18 protein-coding genes and 4 pseudogenes are annotated in these 19,437 nt (G+C 68.1%); 11 read left to right on the top strand and 11 right to left on the bottom strand.

All coding sequences use genetic code 11. The annotated features are described in order from the left end of the window. The first annotated feature begins 127 nt into the window (after window positions 1-127). From MOV08_RS43225 to MOV08_RS43235, 3 genes and pseudogenes are all read left to right on the top strand, one after another. Window positions 128-1,066, top strand: a pseudogene (locus MOV08_RS43225) (IS5 family transposase). An 85-nt stretch (window positions 1,067-1,151) separates the two neighbouring features. Continuing rightward, entirely contained in the window at window positions 1,152-1,484 is a 333-nt protein-coding gene (locus MOV08_RS43230; protein ID WP_275311612.1) for a type II toxin-antitoxin system PemK/MazF family toxin, read from the top strand. Between the two features lie 195 nt (window positions 1,485-1,679). Then, a pseudogene (locus MOV08_RS43235) lies at window positions 1,680-2,339 on the top strand (Tn3 family transposase); the annotation flags it as partial. Between the two features lie 19 nt (window positions 2,340-2,358). Here MOV08_RS43235 and MOV08_RS43240 read toward each other — a convergent pair. The 3 genes and pseudogenes from MOV08_RS43240 to MOV08_RS43250 all read right to left on the bottom strand — a co-directional run bounded on the left by MOV08_RS43240 (window position 2,359) and on the right by MOV08_RS43250 (window position 5,188). After that, complete coding sequence (locus MOV08_RS43240; protein ID WP_275311613.1) at window positions 2,359-3,084, bottom strand: dienelactone hydrolase family protein; 726 nt, start codon at window positions 3,082-3,084, stop codon at window positions 2,359-2,361. A 121-nt stretch (window positions 3,085-3,205) separates the two neighbouring features. Then, a pseudogene (locus tag MOV08_RS43245) lies at window positions 3,206-3,355 on the bottom strand (IS30 family transposase); the annotation flags it as partial. Between the two features lie 636 nt (window positions 3,356-3,991). Further along, window positions 3,992-5,188, bottom strand: coding sequence for an MFS transporter (locus MOV08_RS43250; RefSeq protein WP_275311614.1), 1,197 nt, complete (start codon window positions 5,186-5,188; stop codon window positions 3,992-3,994). A 124-nt stretch (window positions 5,189-5,312) separates the two neighbouring features. Between MOV08_RS43250 and MOV08_RS43255 the strand changes: the two genes are divergently transcribed. From MOV08_RS43255 to MOV08_RS43265, 3 genes are all read left to right on the top strand, one after another. Continuing rightward, on the top strand, window positions 5,313-5,639 hold the full coding sequence (locus MOV08_RS43255; protein ID WP_039628602.1) for an ArsR/SmtB family transcription factor: 327 nt from the start codon (window positions 5,313-5,315) through the stop codon (window positions 5,637-5,639). Between the two features lie 86 nt (window positions 5,640-5,725). Next, window positions 5,726-6,175 carry a nuclear transport factor 2 family protein gene (locus MOV08_RS43260; RefSeq protein ID WP_039628600.1) on the top strand — a complete coding sequence of 150 codons (450 nt, stop codon included), beginning with the start codon at window positions 5,726-5,728 and terminating at the stop codon, window positions 6,173-6,175. Between the two features lie 262 nt (window positions 6,176-6,437). Then, entirely contained in the window at window positions 6,438-7,358 is a 921-nt protein-coding gene (locus MOV08_RS43265; RefSeq protein ID WP_275311615.1) for an IS5 family transposase, read from the top strand. On the opposite strand, the gene MOV08_RS43270 is transcribed toward MOV08_RS43265, so the two are convergent. The 3 genes from MOV08_RS43270 to MOV08_RS43280 all read right to left on the bottom strand — a co-directional run bounded on the left by MOV08_RS43270 (window position 7,306) and on the right by MOV08_RS43280 (window position 9,946). Then, window positions 7,306-7,845: a hypothetical protein gene (locus tag MOV08_RS43270; protein ID WP_275311616.1), complete on the bottom strand. Its 540-nt coding sequence runs from the start codon at window positions 7,843-7,845 to the stop codon at window positions 7,306-7,308. The two genes, MOV08_RS43265 and MOV08_RS43270, sit on opposite strands and share 53 nt — an antisense overlap. 224 nt (window positions 7,846-8,069) lie before the next feature. Further along, entirely contained in the window at window positions 8,070-8,846 is a 777-nt protein-coding gene (locus MOV08_RS43275) for a MerR family transcriptional regulator (RefSeq protein WP_275311617.1), read from the bottom strand. Continuing rightward, the gene (locus MOV08_RS43280; RefSeq protein ID WP_275311618.1) at window positions 8,843-9,946 is read right to left on the bottom strand and encodes a serine hydrolase domain-containing protein; all 1,104 of its coding nucleotides are present in this window, start codon (window positions 9,944-9,946) and stop codon (window positions 8,843-8,845) included. Before MOV08_RS43280 ends, MOV08_RS43275 begins: the two co-directional genes overlap by 4 nt. A 447-nt stretch (window positions 9,947-10,393) precedes the next feature. Between MOV08_RS43280 and MOV08_RS43285 the strand changes: the two genes are divergently transcribed. Continuing rightward, window positions 10,394-10,822 carry a transposase domain-containing protein gene (locus MOV08_RS43285; RefSeq protein ID WP_420834328.1) on the top strand — a complete coding sequence of 143 codons (429 nt, stop codon included), beginning with the start codon at window positions 10,394-10,396 and terminating at the stop codon, window positions 10,820-10,822. Here MOV08_RS43285 and MOV08_RS43290 read toward each other — a convergent pair. Further along, window positions 10,791-11,607, bottom strand: a protein-coding gene (locus tag MOV08_RS43290) for an IS5 family transposase (protein ID WP_275311619.1) whose coding sequence is annotated in 2 segments (ribosomal slippage) — window positions 10,791-11,247 and window positions 11,246-11,607 — 819 coding nt in all. Because the reading frame shifts where the segments join, the coding sequence is not laid out codon by codon here. The genes MOV08_RS43285 and MOV08_RS43290 overlap by 32 nt on opposite strands. A 191-nt stretch (window positions 11,608-11,798) precedes the next feature. Then, window positions 11,799-11,966 carry a hypothetical protein gene (locus MOV08_RS43295; protein ID WP_275311620.1) on the bottom strand — a complete coding sequence of 56 codons (168 nt, stop codon included), beginning with the start codon at window positions 11,964-11,966 and terminating at the stop codon, window positions 11,799-11,801. Between the two features lie 44 nt (window positions 11,967-12,010). Between MOV08_RS43295 and MOV08_RS43300 the strand changes: the two are divergent. Beyond that, a pseudogene (locus MOV08_RS43300) lies at window positions 12,011-12,300 on the top strand (hypothetical protein). A gap of 326 nt (window positions 12,301-12,626) precedes the next feature. On the opposite strand, the gene MOV08_RS43305 reads toward MOV08_RS43300, so the two are convergent. Both MOV08_RS43305 and MOV08_RS43310 read right to left on the bottom strand, forming a co-directional pair. Further along, window positions 12,627-13,193 (bottom strand): TIGR03086 family metal-binding protein, encoded by a 567-nt coding sequence (locus tag MOV08_RS43305; RefSeq protein ID WP_275311621.1) that lies wholly within the window; start codon window positions 13,191-13,193, stop codon window positions 12,627-12,629. Between the two features lie 657 nt (window positions 13,194-13,850). Beyond that, window positions 13,851-14,615, bottom strand: coding sequence for a GbsR/MarR family transcriptional regulator (locus tag MOV08_RS43310; protein ID WP_275311622.1), 765 nt, complete (start codon window positions 14,613-14,615; stop codon window positions 13,851-13,853). Between the two features lie 265 nt (window positions 14,616-14,880). On the opposite strand from MOV08_RS43310, the gene MOV08_RS43315 reads away from it, so the two are divergent. Beyond that, entirely contained in the window at window positions 14,881-15,954 is a 1,074-nt protein-coding gene (locus tag MOV08_RS43315) for a serine hydrolase domain-containing protein (protein ID WP_275311623.1), read from the top strand. A 482-nt stretch (window positions 15,955-16,436) separates the two neighbouring features. On the opposite strand, the gene MOV08_RS44360 is transcribed toward MOV08_RS43315, so the two are convergent. After that, the gene (locus tag MOV08_RS44360; RefSeq protein WP_420834329.1) at window positions 16,437-16,760 is read right to left on the bottom strand and encodes a VOC family protein; all 324 of its coding nucleotides are present in this window, start codon (window positions 16,758-16,760) and stop codon (window positions 16,437-16,439) included. Window positions 16,761-17,006: 246 nt separating this feature from the next. On the opposite strand from MOV08_RS44360, the gene MOV08_RS43320 reads away from it, so the two are divergent. Then, window positions 17,007-17,417: a RidA family protein gene (locus MOV08_RS43320; RefSeq protein ID WP_275311624.1), complete on the top strand. Its 411-nt coding sequence runs from the start codon at window positions 17,007-17,009 to the stop codon at window positions 17,415-17,417. A gap of 268 nt (window positions 17,418-17,685) precedes the next feature. Next, entirely contained in the window at window positions 17,686-19,125 is a 1,440-nt protein-coding gene (locus tag MOV08_RS43325; protein ID WP_275309516.1) for an IS701 family transposase, read from the top strand. The last annotated feature ends 312 nt before the right edge of the window (window positions 19,126-19,437 follow it).

The raw sequence follows: 19,437 nt of genomic DNA on the forward strand, positions 1-19,437 counted from the left end.
GCCGCAACCCTCCTCGGGCAGAGTCGGGCATTTTAGAACGCGCTCTGGAAGTTGCTCCGCAGGCTGTCGAACTTGCCCTTGAACGCTAGGGCGTGTCTCTTCGATCAGGTAGCTCGTTGTTCTGGTCATGCTCAGCAGGGGGGATCTGACCGACGACGAGTGGGCCGTGCTGGAGCCGCTGTTGCCGGTGAGTAACAACCGGTGTGGCCGCTGGCGGGACCACCGCCAGGTGGTCAACGGGACCATTCACCGGCTCAGCACCGGGGTGCAGTGGCGTGAGCTGCCTGAACGCTTCGGCCCGTGGAAAACCGTGCACAAGCGCCACTTGCTGTGGTCGGCCGACGGCACTTGGGAGATGTTGCTCCAGCACGTCCTGGCCCTTGCTGACGCCGAGGGGAACATCGACTGGGACATCAATGTCGATTCCACCTCGGTGCGTGCCCACCAGCACGCCGCCGGAGCGCCCAAGCAGGCGCCGCCGGCACCGCCCAGCTCTTCAAAAGGGGCTCCAGAAAGATCGGTTCCGGTGTCGACCGCGGTGAGTCTGCGGCTCCTGCTGGAGGAGGCGGTGCGGCAGGCGAGGCCCTCGGCCGCTCCCGTGGCGGTCTGACCACGAAGATTCACCTAGCGGCGGAGGGGAAGTGCCGCCCGCTATCGATGGTCATCACGCCGGGGCAGCGGGCGGACTGCACCCAGTTCGAACTGGTCATGGAGAAGATCTGCGTGCCCCGCAGGGGGCGTGGCCGTCCGCGTCGCACCCCTGCCAGCGTGAGCGCGGATAAGGCGTACAGCAACCGCAAGATCCGCTCCTACCTCCGTAAGCGCGGCATCCGGCACGGTGATCCCGGAGAAGAAGGACCACAAGGCCGCCCGCCTGCGGCGGGGTTCACGTGGCGGACGGCCCCCGGGCTTCGACAAGGAACGGTACAAAGACCGCAACACGGTGGAGCGGGCCATCGGGAAGCTGAAGCAGTTCAGAGCCGTGGCCACCCGGTATGACAAGCGCGGATACGTCTACCTCGGCCCCGTCACCGCTGCAGCAGTCGTCATCTGGCTCCGCTCGTGATCGGCCGGAGCCTCTGGGGGGGCGACAATGGGTGTTCGAACCGGGGTGCACAGCAGTGTTCGCCCGTTCCATGTCAGGAGGAGCTATGCAACGGGGCGAAGTCTGGCGGGCCGATTTCGGCGAGCGGCGCCTGGTCGTGCTGCTCTCGGGGGAAGAAGCATCCGAGTTCCGGGCGATGCAGGTCGTCGCTCCTGCGGGCACCGAGCTCAGCGGTATGGCCGCTGAGCTGGCAGTAGGAGCCTGCGAAGGATCCCCTCTTGAAGGCGTGTTGCGGGTTGCACTTCCGCGTCCAGGCCTGATCCCCTGCACGTGGCTGGTCACCCTCACCCGGGAAGACCTGATCGAGCGGGTGGGAGCCCTGTCGTCCGCGAAGCTCGGTGAGCTCCAGGATCTCCTCCGCCTCGGAGGACTTGAGTAGGCGCTCGTGGGACAGCGGTCACCCGCTACGACTGGCGCATACGTCCAGCCCGTCACCGCCTCCGCACTCCTCCTCTCCGATCATGATCGGAGAGACGCGACCTAGTAATCACACGGCATGAGCAAAGGCGATACTGGATTGACGCCTGAGATCCCCGCGAATTGGGAGAGGACGCGAGTCCTTCCCGTAGGCGCGCGGGCCACGATGCCCGGCGTCGAAACCGGCACGTACGGCGCGGTGGAGGACCTGGCCCGCAACCGCGTGAACCTGAACTAGGTGATCACGCACTGGCCGGACATGCTGAAGGTCGCCGGTTCCCTGGTCACCAACCAGTTCCGCGCCTACGACCTGCTGCGCATGTTCGGCCGCGACGGCCGCCCCACCCCGCTTGGGGCGGCGTTCGCGGAGTACGGGCGGATCGCCAAGACCGAACGCCTGCTGCGGGTGGTCGACCCGGTGGACGACACCTACCGCAGGCAGATGAACCGGCAACTCACCGTGCAGGAGTCCCGCCACAAGCTCGCCCGGGACGTGTGCCACGGCAGGCGCGGAACCATCCACCAGGCGTACCGCGACGGCATGGAGGACCAGCTCGGCGCGCTCGGCCTGGTCCTCAACGCCATCGTGCTCTGGACAACCCGCTATATCGACGCCGCCGTCGCCCAGCTGAAAGCCGAGGGCCACGAGATCTGGGACGAGGACATCGCCCGGCTCTCCCCGTTCAAGCACCGCAACCTGAACCTGCTCGGCCGCTACAGCTTCACCGCCTCGACCCCGGCCGCCGGCGCCCTGTGCCCGCTGCGCGACCCGGATGCCCCAGAGCTGGACGAAGACGACGACGGCGGGCAGGAGTGAGTATCGGGAGCTGATCGGATCAATCCGTGACGGGCAGGCACTCGGCGAGCAGAGCGACGACGTCACGCCAGGCTCGCTGTGCGTGCCGTGGGTGGTAGCCGACGCCGGGACGCACGGTGTGGTCGACCGGTGGATGGTGGAAGGCGTGCAGGGCTCCTCCGTAGACCACGAGGCGCCAGTCGACGCCTGCGGCCTGCATCTCTGCGGTGAACGCGTCCCGTTGGGCGGGCGCCATGATCGGGTCTTCCGACCCGACCCCGGCCCACACCGGGCAGCGGATGCGCGCCGCCTCGCCCGGTCGGCCCGTGATCAGCCCGTTGACTGTCGCGATCGCGCGCAGGTTGACGCCGTCGCGCCCGAGTTCCAGCGCGATGGCGCCCCCGGTGCCGTAGCCGACGGCGGCTATCCGGTCGGGGTCGGTTCGCGGTTCGGTGCGCAACACGTCGAGCGCCGCGTGGCCGATGCCTCGCATCCGGTCGGGGTCGGCGAGCAGCGGCATGCAGCGGGCCAGCATCTCCTCGGGGTCCCCCAAATAGCGCCCACCGTGAAGGTCGAAGGCCATCGCTACATATCCCAGCTCCGCGAGCGCATCGGCTCGGCGGCGCTCGACGTCGCTGAGCCCCGTGCCCTCTGGTCCGAGCAGCACCGCGGGCCGGCGGTCGACACCGGCCGGGAGTGCGAGGTGCCCGATCATCGTCAAACCGTCGGCCGGATACTCGACCGTGCGCGTCGTAATCGTTGTCATGAGTCTGGACGGTAATGCCCGTTGCGCCCGCTCGGGGTGGTGTTCACCGATGGCAGACAGCAGTCTGTCCCGACTGCAACACCCGGACGCGCCTGCTGCCTGTCGTCATTCGATGGCGAGCTCAAGCGGTCAGCGCATCACTGCTGTTCAGGAGGTCAGCGTAGACCTCCTCCGGAGTGCGGTAGTCGTGGGTCTTGCGCGGACGGTGGTTGAGTTCGTGAGCGATGGTGTCCAGGTCGGCCTGGCTGAACGTCCGGAGGTCGGCGCCCTTGAAGGACGCCGGCGCCGACGGCACGCCACCGTGCTGCACTGCCTGGTCGAGGTCGACCGGCCGCCTGGAGGGCCGCCGTCCCCGCGGTGCGCGCCGCCCTGGTCCGGGTGGAGCTCGGCGTGTTCTATCTCGCCGCCGCCGCGACCGCCGCGACCGCCGCGGAGCGCCCCGGCGCCGTCCCGGCAGGCCCGGCCCGGCGGCACTGGCCACCCTCGCGCTGCGCCGCGCCCTGCCCGCCCCGCGGTCGGCCAACCGGCCTTCGCCGCTGTCCTGTTCGTCGGCCAGGTGCTGTTCGACCTGCTGACGCTGGTGGGGCGCACCTGCGTCGACCTCGCTGGCGACCTGCCGGCCGTCCTGGACTACCTGCGCGGACTCGTCGCGCCCTCACCCGCCCTGCCGGCGCGCCGCCCGCGCCCGGCCCGGACGCCGCCGCGTCCGCGCCCGGGGTCGACGACGGCGAGGGTGATCCGGCCGTTGGTGGGGAACTCGACCCGGCTGGGGGCCTGTTGGGCCCGGTCCCGGAGGTGTGCGCCGGGGTGCCTGTCGGAAGCGCCTGTTAACTGTTGAGGCTGCCTGTACGGAACGGTGTGCCCCGGAGCGGGTATCGACCCCGGGGACACCATGAGGAGGGACCGGTCACGCCTTGGACTTCTCCGGGCTGGCCGAGGTCGGCGCTGGCGTCACGGGGGTGGGCGCGACGGGGCGACGCGTGGTTCCCAGGTGCCATAGGAGGGTGAGGACGGTGATGCTGGCAGCCACCGGCCCCAGTTCGGTCGGGGCAAGACCGAACCACTGCTGTGCCAGCCCGCCGAAGCCGCCGCCGAGGGCGACGCCGATGTAGAGCGCGGAGGAGTTGAGACCGAGCAGGACCGGCGCGGCGGCGGGGCTGAGGGCGATGAGCCGGTGCTGCTGCGGGACGACGATGACGCCGACACTCACGCCCCAGACCGCCGCCCAGGCCAGGGTGGGCGCGAGGGCGCGCGTCGCCAGCGGGGTCAGTGCCAGGGCGAGAGCCGCGAGGGCGAGGGAGCAGGTGAGGACGCGGGCGGAGTCGTGACGGTCGACCAGGCGTCCGGCGGTGATGTTCCCGGCCAGGGTGCCGACGCCCCAGGCCAGCAGGATCAGGGTCAGTAGCGACTCGTTGCCGCCGGTGGCGTCCCGCAGGGCCGGGGCGATGTAGGTGTAGAGGGTGTAGGCACCGAGGAAAGCGAGGGAGGTGACCGTCAGCAGTGCCAGTACGCGGCCCTGCTTGAGCGGACGCAGACGGTCGGGCAGGGAGGAGGCGGGGAGCGTCACGCTGGGGAGGCCGACGATGATGCCGGCGATCGCCAGCAGGCTGATCCCGGCGACGGCCCACAGGGTGATGTGCCAGTCGGTGCGGCCGATCAGCGTGCCGAGTGGCAGGCCCAGCGCGGTCGCCAAGGTCAGGCCGCCCATCACGAAGGCCAGGGCCCGACCACGGCGTTCGGGCGGAGCGATGGCCGCCGCGGTGCTGGAGGCAGCGGAGGTGATGATGCCCGCTCCCACGGCGGTAACGATCCGGGCGGCCATCACCACCTCGTAACTGGTGCCCAAGGCGGTGACAGCGTTGCCGATCACGAACACACCCAATGCGATCAGCAATGCCGATCGCCGATCCAGGCCGCTGGTGAGGGCTCCCATCACCGGCGCCGACAACGCCAGTGTCAAGGCGAAGACCGTCACCAGCTGACCGGCCGCCGGGGTGGGCACTGCAAGGTCGGTAGCGATGGAGGGGAGCAGGCCCGCGATGACGTAGCCGTCGGTGCCGACGGCGAACGTCGCCAGGGCCAGGGGAAGGAGTCGTTTCAACAAGGATCGTTCCGCCTTTCCGGAGTCCCGCGTAGGTAGGTGATCGGCACTGTAAGCAATGCATGGATGCTTGTCCATGTATCAATGAGTGGATAAGCTTCGGTCCTGGCACGGACGGAGGGAAGCGATGCGTGAGGTGTCCCAGCCGGCGACCGAGGCGATCCGGATGGTGGAGGTGCTGCGTGCACTGGCCGATCCGGTGCGACTGGAGATCGTCCAACGGCTCGCCGCGACCGGCGAGGAGAGCTGCAACGCCATCGGCGGCGACCTGGACGTTCACCAGACGACGCTGTCCCACCACTACCGGGTGCTACGCGAGGCGGGAGTCACCTGGACAACCGTCAAGGGCCGATCTCGGCTGGTGCGGCTTCGCCGTGACGACCTGGACGCGTTGTTCCCCGGCCTGCTCGACTCCGTACTGAACGGAGCTCGCCGCACGCACTCAGCCGTCTAGAGCCTGTTGTGAAAGTGCTCCTGCCGCCACAGCTCGATGTCCGATTGCCGCCAGCACGGTCCGTCGCGGTTGATCACACTGGCGGCATGACAGCTTCTTCCCCAACCGACTCGGTAACCGTCCTCACGGGCATGTATGCAGCTGAGGCTGAGTACTTGGCAGCCGGAGGCCCAGGCGCGGCTTCGTTCGACCTGCTTGCTCCGTTCTTCGCGCCTGACGTCGTGCTACATCAAGCCGATGCTCTGCCTTATGGCGGAACCTGGCATGGGCGCTCAGGCATGGAACGGTTCTTCCTCGCGATGAGCCAGGTGTGGCAGTCATTCGAGATGACGGAGCAAGAGTTCCTCGCCGTCGGCGAGACTGCGGTGGTTCTCACTCAGGTCTGCGCTCGCACTCGCTCCACTGGGCGGGAGCTCGCCTTCCCGATCCTGCAGACGCTCAAGTTCAAGGACGGGCGAATCGTTGAAATTCGACCTTTCTACTGGGACACGGAAGCGATCGCTGGCGCCTGCGCAGCGGTGCCACCAACCAAGTGAAGCCGTCTGTGCGGTTCCTGGTCACAGCCACTCGTTGAGAACTGCGACCAGCGCGGTCGCCTCGTAGCGGACGGCGAGCTTGATGCCCCTATGGATGCCAACCAGCTGATCTTGGCTCAGAAGCCGTATCTCAACCGATCATGGAACGCGCAGGTCGAACAGGTTTCCCGCCAGGGTGATCTTCCCGTTGCGCGTGCATGAGGACAGGGCCCCTCGGTAGCTCGGGGATGCGAATCTGACCGAGCAATGCCGGGAGGCCCTGGTGTCGTTGTTGTACGCGTCCGAGCCTGTCCAGTTCAACTCGGTTGCCCCATCGTGTGATTGCCTCGCGCATGTGTACGGCAATGCGGCCGATCACCCCGATCGGGTGCGCCGGTATCCGTCGGACATGACGGATGCGGAGTGGGCAGCCATCCGGCCTTTACTGCCTGTGCCGGCCTGGCTCCAGGGCAGAGGTGGGCAGCCGGAAGGCTACTGCCATCGCCAGATGCTGGACGCGATCCGCTACCTGGTCGCGGGCGGGATCTCGTGGCGGGCGATGCCCGCGGACTTCCCGGCCTGGGGCCGGGTCTACGCCTTCTTCCGCCGCTGGCGCGAGCACGGGTTGATCACCGAGTTCCACGACCGGCTGCGCGGGAAGGTCCGTGAACGCGAAGGCCGCCAGACCGAGCCCACGGCAGGAATCATCGACGCGCAGTCGGTGCGGGCTGCCGCGACCGTGCCGCCCGCCTCACGCGGCTACGACGGCGGGAAGAAAGTGCCGGGCCGCAAGCGGCACATCGTGACCGACTGCCTCGGCCTGCTCCTGGTCGTCGCGGTCACCGCCGCGAACATCGGCGACCGGGACGCCGCGGCGGGCCTGCTGACCCGGCTGCACCGTCTGCACCGCGACATCACCCTCGTCTGGGCCGACGGCGGCTACACCGGCAGCCTCGTCGACTGGTGCCGGGACAAACTCGCCCTGGCCCTGCAGATCGTCAAGCGCACCGACGACATGACAGGGTTCGTGGCACTCCCCAGACGCTGGATGGCAGAGCGCACGTTCGCCTGGTTGATGAACTCCCGCCGTCTGGCCCGTGATTACGAAACTCTGCCCGCTACCAGCGAGGCGGTGACCCGGTGGTCGATGGTCACGCGGATGGGCCGGCGTCTGGCGCGGCCACGGGCCGCCGGCCGGCGCTGAACATCCCCGACGTCTCCTGCAGCAGCCACCCGCGCTCCGCCAGAGGCCTGGACTTCGAGCGCACCCCCTCGACTTTCGCCGGCGTCGCCTCAAGGCCCAGCCCCACCGCGATCTCCCTGGCCTTCACCGGCCCCTTGCACGCTGATCGCTGCTCCTCCAGCACGCCCAGAGTCCGCTGGTAGTCCGGTGCCAGCACCGTCACCGGCAGCCCCTCCCGCCAAGGCGGGACGGTCGAGCCCGGCACCGGTGAGGGCACCGTTTCCTGCTCTGCCTCGCTCACGGCAGTAGCCTCGGCCGCGGAGGCGGCCAACGCCTCGACCAGCTCTTCCCGCGCGATCCCTCGCCGGTCCAACTCGATCTCCGCGGCCTCCAACACCTCAGCCAGCCACGCGACTTCCTCCCGCAGACCCTCCACCCGCACGCGGGCAGCCGCCTCCCGCTCCTCCAGCATTCCCAGCACCGACGCCACCGCGCACCCCTCGGTCATGAAGCGGACACAAGACGCCGCATGCCTCCCTCACCCCGAGCGAAACTATCCCTGACCAGCAGAAATCAAGGGATCACGTTCGGTTGAGATACGGCTTCTGAGGCTGGTGGGTTGTTGTGGGTGGCTTCTGCGTCTCAAGGGTCGGGGTGTTTTGCCTGGTCAGGTGGGGTTGGGTGTGGTTTTGCGCGGGGCAAGGAGGAGCGTTTCGGCAGCTGAGGATTCCGTCATCGGTGCGGGATGGGTACGCCTGCGGAGCGGAGTTTGGTCTCGGTGAGCGCGGTCAGTCGGGCTGCGATCGGTGCCTGGTCCCCGCGGTGGTTGTTGATCAGCCGGTACTGGGTGGAAGCCTTGCTCCATGCCTGCCGGCTGGTGGGATTCCCCAACAGTGTGGGGTTGGCGAGGTAGTGGTCGGCCATGGCGGTCGCCAGTTCTTCGATTCTCGGATCGTCCGGTTCCCAGGTCTCGGCCTCCCAGCCACGCTTGGTCAGGTCGATGCTCTCGGGGTCGTCGAGCCGGTGTTCCAGCTGGGTCAGGAAGCCGTCGAAGCCCGCCGGCACCAGCGCCCGGGCCAGTACCAGGGCCTCGCGTTGCGCGGCCACGTAGTCGGGGCTGAAGCCGAGGCCGGGCATCCGGTCCAGAATCGCGCAGGCGCGGTCGGGCAACAGGGCCCGGTCGCCGTCGGCGAGCCGGTGCAGCGTGTCCCGGCGGGCGACCAACTCATCGATGCGTTCGGTGAGCTGCCGCTCGACGTCGACGAGCGCGGCGCCGAACCGCGCGGTGTCGGCGTCGAGCATGGGCCCGATCTCGGCCAGTGGTACGCCTGCGGCGGCCAACGTCCGTACCTGCGCCAGCTGCAGCAGCTCGCCGGATCCGTACCGCCGATAGCCCGAGCTGTCGCGTTCCGGCTCCGCGACCAGGCCGAGCTTGTGGTAGCGCCGCACGGTCTTCACCGTGATGTCGACGAACGCCGCCGCCTGCCCGATCGTGACTCCGTTCCTCATCGGCCCAGCTTGCCGCAGAACACCTCGTCGACGAAACGCTGTTGGGCGGTCTGGAATGCCGGTGCTATCGACAGGTCGGCGTCGTCCACGCAGGTCAGCCCGGCGGTCAGGGTCTTGCTGCCGTCGGGTGTGCTGTACATCAGCGCCACCGAGCCCATGGTGGCGCCGTTGTGGTGGAAGACGGTGCCGCCACCCGGGCCCGTGTCCTGCGCGAACACCCCCAGGCCGTAGCCGACGGTCGCCTCCGGCGTGCGCATCTCGGTCAGCAGCTCGGCCGGCAGGAGCCTGCCGCCCATGAGTGCGGAGAAGTACGTGTGCAGGTCCCGAGTGGTCGAGATCATGTCGCCGCCGGCCGAAACCCAGGAGGGGTTGTGCCGGGTGACATCGACCGTCTTCTCCTGCCCGGCGTCCTCGTAGCGGTAGTAGCTGTGGTTGTGGGGCTCGGGGATCTCCGGCGAGGCGCCCGGCGCCACGGTGCCGGTCATCCGCAACGGCCCCAGGATCAGCCGCTGCAGCTCCTCGGCGAACGCACGGCCGGTGACCCTCTCGATCACCAGCCGGGCCAGCACGTAGTTGGTGTTGGCGTAGCTCCAGCCGGTCCCCGGCGCAAACCGTGCCGGCTTGGACAACGACAGCCGCACCAACTCTTCGGGCAGGTAGGTGTGGAATCGGTTGTCCACCCACTCCTTGCCCTGCCAGGGGACCCCCAGCGTGATCGTCCCGTCCTCGTAGAGCTCGCCGGTGTGGTTGAAGATCCCGCTGGTGTGCTGCAGCAGCATCCGCACCGTGATCCGCCGGTCCAGGCCGAACTCGGGCAGGTAGCCACCGGCCGGGACGTCCAGGCCGATCCTGCCCTCGGCCACCAGCAGGAGCACCAAGGTCGCAACGAAGTTCTTGGTGCTGCTGCCGATGCGGAAGTGCCCGTTGATCAGCGCCTTGCCGCTCTGACCCAGCTCCCGCGCCCCGGCGCTGCCGACCCACTCCCCTTGCTCGTCGTTCACCCGGAGCTGGACCCCGAGGAAACCGGACTCGACCAACTCCTCGATCGTCTTCTGCAGCTCCGGACGGTCCTGCACGTGGCCGGAAAGGTTGGTGGACATGTTGCTCCTTCACATCGGTTGTGCCCGGGGCGGCGTCGTGCCGCTGCGACGAGCTTTCACCCTGCCCCAAGGTCAACCTCAACTGTGATCCACCCCACAGTCGCTTCCAGTCGGCGCGATTGTCAGCGAGACCCCCCAGTCTCGACGCCAGATCCTGACCGCCACACTGCGGCGGAGGGCCGTCAGCATCGGCCAGCGCCTCCGCCGCGGGGTTTCATAGATGGTCGCTCAACGCCGCGAAGTCAAGGGTCGTCAGACAGCCGTCAAGGGGCTTGCGGACGCGGTGTTGGGCCTGAGCTGGAAGGGGGCCGGGGCAAGTGGGACCGGGTAGACCAGGGCGATACGTCGAGATCGCCAATGAGATGCCGAGGTCCCCTTCCGCGGCCGGTCCATCGTCGCCCTCACTCGTTCCGTCACGGTCGCTGATGGCGTCTTCGCCCAGGGCATCTGGGCGAGTTGACGCAGGTGATCCCGTTCGAGCTCGTGGACGCCGCTCTGGCTGAGACCGGCCGGACGGAGCGTCGGGTGCGGATGCTGCTGTCCCGGGTCGGTATGTACTTCGCCCTCGCGCCGGGGCTGTTCGGGCATGTCGGTGCTCGTCTGGTGTGGCAGAAGCTGATCAGCGGCCTGGCCGGACCGAGGGTTCCGGTCCCGTCGGAGAAGGCCCTTCGAGACCTACGACGCCGGATCGATGTGGCCCCGCTCAAGGCGTTGTTCGAGAGGCTGGCGGTCCTGCTGGTGCGGCCGTTCACGCCGGGCACCCGGTCCGGGCCGTGGCGGACCGTCGCTGCATCGATCAACGCATGGAGCACGCGCGGCAGGGGGAGGTGGAGTGTAAGAGGTCCTAACAAAGGCGTTGGACGTGTCTGTAGGTGATGAGACATGTAGCGAGTCCGAGGAAGGCTTCATGGAGGTCGTCCCGTCGCTCCCATCGGATGCGCAGGCGACGGAAGCCGTGCAGCCAGGCGATGGTTCGTTCGACGACATATCGGAAGACGCCCAGGCCGGAGCCGTGTGGCTCGCCTCGCCGCGCGATCACGGGACGGATGCCGCGCTGCCACAGCAGACGCCGGTACTTGTCGTGGTCGTAGCCACGGTCGGCGAGCAGTGCGTCGGGCCGGTGACGGGGCCGGCCGACAACCCCGGCGACAGGGGGGATCTTGTCGAGCAGAGGCAGGAGCTGGGTGACGTCGTTGCGGTTGCCGCCGGTCAGCGACACCGCGAGCGGGATGCCTTGGGCGTCGGTGACGACGTGGTGCTTGCTGCCCGGCCGTGCGCGATCGACCGGACTGGGACCGCTTTGGGCCCCTACGGGCCGCCCGCACATGGGAAGAGTCGATCACCGCCCGGGACCAGTCCAGCTTCTTCGCCGACCGCAGCTTCTTCAACAGCAGCACATGCAGCTGGTCCCACACCCCGGCGGCATTCCAGGCGGCCAGCCGCCGCCAGCAGGTCATACCCGAACCAAAGCCCAGCTCCTGCGGCAGGTACTCCCACTGGATGCCGGTGTGCAGCACGAACAGGATCCCGCACAACGCCTGCCGGTCCGGCACCCTCGGCCGCCCCTCAACCAGCTTCGGCCCCGGCTTGGGCAGCAACGGCTCGACCAACGCCCACAGTTCATCCGACACGATCCACGGCCGCGACTGATGTTTCCCCACGACCAGACCAACGAGCAAATAGGCCAGCAGTCACATGATCAACCACTTCTGTTAGGACCTCTAAGCGGGGCGCAGCGCATCGAAGGCTCCGGCATGTGAGGCGGCCGACTCCGGCATGCGTTCTGTGAGCCGGACCCGCGGATCGTCGCGCGGTGGGAGGCAGAATGCGCCGAGGCACGCGAAGGGATTCCTCAGCCGACCCGGAACCCACGCTCGCGCCGGCGGATAAAGCACGGCCGGACGCCGACGGCCAGTGCCTCGATCGCGTCCCAGCGGGAGACCTGCGGCATCCTGGCACCGCGCACGACGCCCTGGCCGTGGTGCACGGCGAGCGGCTGCGGATCCGCACTGACGCCCATCGCGACTTCGGCTGGTTGTCGGTGGCGGGTGCGAGGCTGTGGGAATGGACGAGCTGATGCGCGGCCGGGCCTACGGCGCGGACCACGATGACCCCGCCTCGGGCCTCAGCCGGGCCACGTCTACCGGGAACTGGTCGGCGGCCCACTGGACGGACCCCTGCTCGACCTCCTGCTCGACGTGACCGGCTGCACCCGCAGCGAGCTGGAGAACGGCGCGAGGCTGATCACCGAGATCGGCGCGTACGGGCCGGGCGGGCGTGCCCTGTACACGATGCGACCGGCGGACCCGCACCGCGGGGACTGGGGCGGCGAGATCCCTGACCGGCTTGCGTGAGGGGAATCTCTGAATTCGGCTCTGGCCGCAGTTCCGTGAATGATCTTCAAGTGGCCAACCACTGGTCGAGCTTGACAACTCCGAGCAGATCGACCGCGAGCTACCTGCCAGCTCGACAAGATCAGTCACGGAATCGCGGCCAGAGCCCTGCATTCGGCCAGGGCTACTCGTCGCGCCTACTCGCTTCGCTGCGTAACGGAGTGGGGAGCGTGCGTGAGCACGCGCTCCGGAAGATGGGCCTCGTCCGAGGTGGCCGGGAGGCCCCTCCGCGGGAGCCGGAGTGGCTTGCCGGAGGGTCTCCCGTTCCGTGCCGGGGGCAGGCCGGGTCAGACGGTGCGGCCGAAGTAGGCGGCGAGCCGGTCGAGGACCGGTGCATCGTCGGGTGCGGGCTTGGACGGGGCGAACATGCCGGTCTGGCCGCGGATCTCGTCGGGGTAGTTGCCGTACCAGCGGTCGTATGCGGCCTTCACGGTGTCGGGGTCGCCGGTGCGGTCCTGGCCGGTTGCGGTGGCCAGGTCCCAGCCGTGCAGGACGGCCTCCAGCAGGTGGAGATCCGCGATCCGCGGCCCCATGCCGCCGCCGGGCAGCGGCATCTGCTGCTCCAGCGCCCCGTCTGCCTGCCAGGCGGCCAGGACGTCCTTCGCGCCCTTGGCGTAGACCTCACCGGGTTGCTGGCCGTCGATCTGGTCCTGGGCGAAGAGGGAGAAGTCGGGGCCGCCGCCCTGGGCGAGGATGACGTAGTACGGGTTGCCGGCCACGAGGTGGTTGGCCAGGGCCCGCACGTCGAAGTCGCCGCACGGGGTGGGCTGCCCGTACTGGGTCGAGGTGACGTTGCTGAGCAGCTGCGTGGTGTGGGTCAGGGCCTTTTCCAGCAGCTGGATGTCCTGGGACACGGTGGTTGCGCCTCTCCGTGGGATGGGTTGGGAAGCCTGCGCGGCGAAGGGGCCGCGAGGCTCGCTGGCTGGCACCTGTGCGAAGCACGGGCAGATGCGCCGGCAACTGGAGAGTGCACCAGAATGCGGACAGAGAGTGTCCGCATTGAGTTCGTCGGGAGATGTGATCCGATCTGAGTGCCCAGGCTGTGACTCCCGCCGTGCGGGTGGGGAGAGCCATCGAGCAGGTGTGGGGCCGGTCCTGAAGAGGGGCGGCCGTTTTCAACGAGCGCCATCATGCGCGGCGGGCGTGGAACACCCCGGGGCGGCAGGGTGGATGTCCGCTGTCGTCCCATCGAGGCGTTTGACAGCGAACCCAGTGGTTCGGGCTTCCTCGCCGTCGAACCTCGTCGTGTGAGGTAGATGCGCCGGGGGCTGGGTGGTTGTACCGGCTGGGGTGGAGTCCGAGGGGCCGTGCGGGCTGCGATCCCTCGTGGTCGGGATCGGCTCTCAGCCGTTCTGGCTGCACTGGCACGGCGGTGAGCGCGAGCGGCGGCACGCCCCGGACTACTTCCTGCGCCGCGCGGACGGCTCGGTGGTGGTGGCCAACGTCCGTGCCGACGACCGGATCGCCCCGCAGGATGCTGAGGCCGTGCCGTGCTCGAAGTTGCAGACCGATCAGCCGGGGCGCCGGTCCTGCGCTTGCTGGGGGTGGTCTGCGGTTCCAGAGCCTGGCCTGGTGGAGAAGACCTCTCGCCAGTGCTCGGCCGATGTGACCAGGTCTTGGCCGACATGGGTGAGGAACCGTCCCATGTCGGCGAGTCGCATGCCGGCGGGTGTGGTGGCGCCGAGTGTCCGGGCGCCCTGGTGGGCGGCCTCGGCGAGCAGTGCGTTGGTGTTGGCGCTGGCGAGCATGGCCCGGAACCAGACGTCGTCGTCGATGGCATAGCGTTCGTGGCGCTTTCCGGGGTCGCGTTCGCGCCGGATGAGTTCTTGCTCTTCCAGGTAGTGCACGGCCAGGGAGATCGATGCGGGGCTGACCCGCAGGCGCTGCACCAGTTCTGCCGCGGTGCGGCTGCCGGTGTCAGCGGCGTACAGGCAGCCGAGCAGTCTGGCTGCCATCTTCGGCAGTCCCGTCCGGACGAGCAGTGCGGTGAACTGTTCCTCGAAGTCGCGCACTACCTCCCGGTCGCGTCCGTGGGCGTCGGTCTCGGCCGGCGGCGCCGGTGTCGGGGCGGGTGCGCGGCGGCGGGCGCGCCGCTCGGTGGCCCGGTGCGCCTGGTCCGCCCGGTAGCCGGTGGGTCCGCCGTTGCGGGTGACCTCCCTGGTGATGGTCGAGGTCGGCCGGTCCAGGCTCCTGGCGATCTCGGCGTAGGCGAGCCCTTCGGCCAGTCCCTCCGCGATGCTCCGGCGTTCCTGGTGGCTGAGCCTGCCTCCTGGCATCGGTGTTCTCCCCGTCTCGATCTGTCTAGGTCCCGTCCGTCGATCAGTGTGCGTTCACACCCATCTCATTGCAACAAGCGATGGACTGCAGTGCATTCAACATCAAGGTCATTGCAACGATCGCGAGCCTTTCACCTGCGTAAATGCCAAACTCTGCCTATGTGTGAGTTGACTGAATATCGAACGCAACATAGCTTTCAGTGTGTACCGAACACCGATTGCGAGGCGGCCGACACCGCCTCGCGAACCCGAGAGGAACAACGTCATGCACAAGATCCAGGACGCTCTTGAGCAGGTAGTGGCCGAGGGCCTGCCCGGCATCGTTGCCGAGGTCCGCGACGGCGACCGGAACTGGTTCGGCACGGCCGGGGTGGCCGACGCCGAGACCGGGCGCGCACGCACCCAGGGCGAGCAGTTCCCCATCGGCAGCCTCACCAAGGCGTTCACCGCCACCATGACCTTCAAGCTCGTGGACGAATACCGACTGCGTCTGGACGACACCGTGGAACAGTGGCTGCCCGGTCTGGTCCAGGGAAACGGCAACGACGGCAGCCTCATCACCGTCAGGCACCTGCTGCAGCAGACCAGCGGCATCGTCAACTACGCCTTCGACGACCCGGACATGATGGACCGCTACGTCACCACCGCGTACCTCACCCACCGCTTCGACAAGTGGACCCCCGAGCAGCTGATACAGATCGCCATGAAGTACCCGCCCTACTTCGCGCCGGGCACCGCCTTCCGCTACTCCAACGCCAACTACATGCTCCTCGGCCTGATCATCGAGCGGGCCAGCGGCTGCACCTTCGCCGAGGAACTCTCCCGGCTGATCCTCCGCCCGCTCGGCCTGACGGGGACCTACCTTCCCGGCACCCAGACCACCATCAGCGGGCCACACCCCCGGCTGTACACGAAGCTGCCGGCCGGCGACCCCGACGCCAAGGTCTACGACGTGACCGAATGGGACTCGTCGCTGGGCTGGGCTGCCGGCGGCATCGTCTCCACCACCGGCGACCTTGGCCGCTTCTTCAGCGCCCTGCTCGGCGGCGAACTCTTCTCGCCCGCCCTGCAGGCCGAGATGTGGGCCACCGTCTCGACCGAAGGTGCGGGCTGGATCCCCAACACCAGGTACGGCATGGGCACCTTCGAGCAGACCTTGCCTAACGGCGTCACCGTCTTCGGCGGCGGTGGCGCACTCAACGGCTCCTGGACCTACGTGATGGGCACCCGCGACGGCAAGCGCCTGGCCGTCTGCAACGTGAACGGCGACTGGGACAACCCGATCGCCGCGTTCTTCAAGGTACTGGAAACGGAATTCCTCCCCGCCGAAACCCGCTGACGCACCCGACCGCGTTCAGCGCCCTCCGCCGGGCTTTCGGCCGTCCCGGGTCGGTCCGCCGGCCAACCCGGGACGGTTCAGTCCAGCAGCGGGCGCCGCCGTCGCTCGCGTACGGCATCGATATACGCGACCTCGACGTAGGGTCCCGCACACTCCACCCCAGCCAGTGCGGCCATCCAACATCCCAGCGCGTTCACCTCACACACCCAGGGCCTGTCCTGCGGATCATGCCTGGGATGCGGCACGCTCGGGTAGGTGGGCGACTGTCATCCGAGCTGTGCCGAGGCGGACTTGCAAGCCCTCGGGAATGAATCTCAGGATCTCGTGGCTGTCGAGCACTCGTTCGTCGGCCGTGGACGCCCAGGTGCCGGCGGTGTACTTGGTCAGGAGTGACGCGACGTCGTGTATGGGCGAGATCGTCACGTGTGCCCACGACTGGCACGGTCACGAGAGGCGGCTTGGTCCCTTGTCCGTGCTGTCTTTTACGGCATGGGGCCGGCCTCTTCGTCGAGGAGTTCCTCTTCGCTCAACTCGACCTTGAACGGGTGGCCTTCAGGGTCCGGCATCATCACCGACCGCAGGTCGCTGGGTTCGTCGTCGAGAAGTTTGGCGCCGAGGGAAACGAGCCGTCGTACCTCGTTGGTGAGCGTGCCGCATAGCGCCCCGACACTGTGGGTTCTTCTCTTGTTTGGGGTGGGTATGGTGGGATGCAGCTCTCTGAGCTGGTGTGCCTGCCTGAGTCTGAGATTGATCTTGTTGTGAGTGGTCTCGATGATGGGTTGGCTGTGAGCTGGAACTGTGCTGATGGTGTATCCCGTGGTGGCTCTGAGCTGCGGAGCCTTGGTGTGTTTGAGATTCCCTGGTGTTGTTGAGAACCCTTATAGGGGCGGTTCATGCCGGGAGGTTTCCAGGAGAGCGCCCTGCGGGAGGTTGCCGACGGTCAGGACGTCATCGTCGCCCTGGTTTGAGCTTGTTCTTTAACCTTCGGGCTGGTTGCTCAGTGGGACAAAATTGCGATGCGTGCCGGCAGCATGCCGGTCAGACTCGCGGGCATGACTGCGAAGATCACTCGTATCAACCCCGAGCAGCTGCATGAGACGCCCGGCTATCACCACATCACCGTGGTGGAGACCGGTCGTACGGCCTACCTGGCGGGGCAGTGCCCGCTCGACCGGAGCGGTTCCCTCGTCGGTTCCGGATCGCTTGAGCTGCAAGTCGACCAGGTTGTCGCGAACGCACTCGCCGCCTTGGCTGCGGTGGATGCAGAGCCGCAACACGTGGTGCGCTCGGTGATCTACGTGCGGAGCGACGACAGAGAGGAGCTGGGCGTCGCTTGGCGTCGGCTCACCGACTCAGCCCTCGGTCCGGCGTTCACCACCGCCAGCACGCTGTTGGGTTTTGCGCAACTCGGCTTCACGGGGCAGCTCGTTGAGGTGGACCTCACCGTGGCGCTGCCCGACTGAACCTCTGCGGCTCCAGGTGTCGGACGGCGCCTCGAACGGGGTAGCCCGCCCGGGGATTCGCCGGACGTGGGAGCGGCCTTCGTCTGATCATGTGCTCCGACCAAGGTGCACGTGACCACGACGAAGGCCGTGAGGGTGAGTCTGCTGCCTGATGCCGGCCGGAGGGAAGCGTTCGCGGAAGCGTCACGCTTCCGGGGCGAGTTCTACCGGTAGTTTGTTGACGGCGGAGTGTGTCTGCGCTATTGCTCCTTGTAGGGGGTGTGGTGTCATGACCGCTCGTGTTCCGTGCCCGCCAGCGCCGGGTCCGCTGGAAGGCTATGCCGCTCGCTTCGACGACTTGTTCGGCACGCTGGCTCAACGCAGAGGATTCCGGCAGTACTTGACGGGCCTGCTCGCACCGCGGGATCGGAACAAGACACTGACGTCTTTAGCGGGCGCCGAGCCGGTCGTCGGGGCCCAGCACCGTGCCGTGCAGCGTCTGCAGTTCTTCCTGTCGGAGTCGACATGGGACTGCGAACGGGTCAACGACCGGCGCCTGGAACTTCTTCTGGATGACCCCGCGACCGCGCCGCACGAACAGGGTGTGCTGGTCATCGACGACTCCGGCGACCGCAAGGACGGGACAGCGACCGCACACGTGGGCCACCAGTGGCTGGGCCGGTACGGCAAGACCGACAACGGTGTGGTCACCGTGACCACCCTGTGGGCCGACGAGCGCCTGTACTACCCACTGCACGCGGTGCCCTACACCCCGGCCCACCACTTCCCCAAGGGCAAGAACGACCCCGCCTTCCGCACAAAATGGCGGATCGCCGCTGCCCTGGCAGGCCAGGCGCAAGCCGCGGGCATCGCGTTCCGCGCAGCGGTCGCGGACTGCGCCTACGGCGACGTGGACGCCTTCCGCGGCGAACTGAGCCAAGCAGGGGTGCCGTTCGTCATGGCCCTCAAACGCCGTCGCGGGGTGTGGGCCTACGGCGACCAGGCATACACCCCCCTCGACGCTGCCCGGAGCCTGGCGTGGAACGGTCCGGACGACCCCCGCGACTGGAGCCCGGTCACCCGCACTTTCCGCGACGGACACACCGTTACCTGGTGGGCCGCCGACGCCACGTTGGGATGGTGGGGCCCGGAGGGAACAACACGGCTGGTAGTGGCCACCACCGACCCAGCCACACTGCCGGACAAGGGCACCTGGTACCTGGCCACCGACCTGCCCCGGCCACAGGGCCCGCGGGCGGCTGACAGCCCCTACCCGCCGGCCGACCTCGCCGAAGTCGTCCGCATCTACGCCGTCCGCAACTGGATCGAGCAAAGCTACAAACAAGTCAAGGACGAACTCGGCTGGGCCGACTTCCAAGTACGCTCCGATACCGCGATCCGCCGCCACCAGACCCTGGTCAACTGCGCGTTCTCCTTCTGCTGGGACGCCTGGTTCGACCAACCAGACCCACCCGAACCCCCACCGGAGTCTCCAACCGACGCAACAGACCGCCGCAACGAGCGGACAGAGAGGGGGGCCACCCCCTTCCCACCAGCCTCAACCACCCTGCTGGCCCAAGGCGATTCGCACAGTCCGCAGCTGGCTGACTCCGTCGATCACCTTACGGCGCTGGTGGCAGGCATGGTCCAACGAACCACCCCCCAACCAACTACAGGCACTGATCGATGCGGTCACCACAGGCAGACCCATCAACCTCTACCACCCTGATTAACAAACTACCGCTAGCCATCGTCCTGCTTGGTTGCCGTCTGGTCCTGTGCGCCGCAGGGCCGCGCTGTCGGCGGCGGGCGGAGTGTGTTCCGTCGACTCTTCGCTCGCCGAGCTCGACCGGATAGCGATCGGCGAACGGCTTTTCCTGGACAGGCCGCTGGCGCTCGTGGCAGCGGCTCCTGGCCAGGGGGAGAACCGGGCGGGCAAGACGACGCTGCTGCGTGTCCTGGCGGGCGACATGGAGTCGTTGACCGGAGTACGGAAGGACATGCTGGGCGGGGGCGTTGAGGATGCCTCCAGGCGGCTCCG

It is taken from the genome of Streptomyces yunnanensis (assembly GCF_029011865.1).
Lineage (GTDB): Bacteria > Actinomycetota > Actinomycetes > Streptomycetales > Streptomycetaceae > Streptomyces > Streptomyces yunnanensis.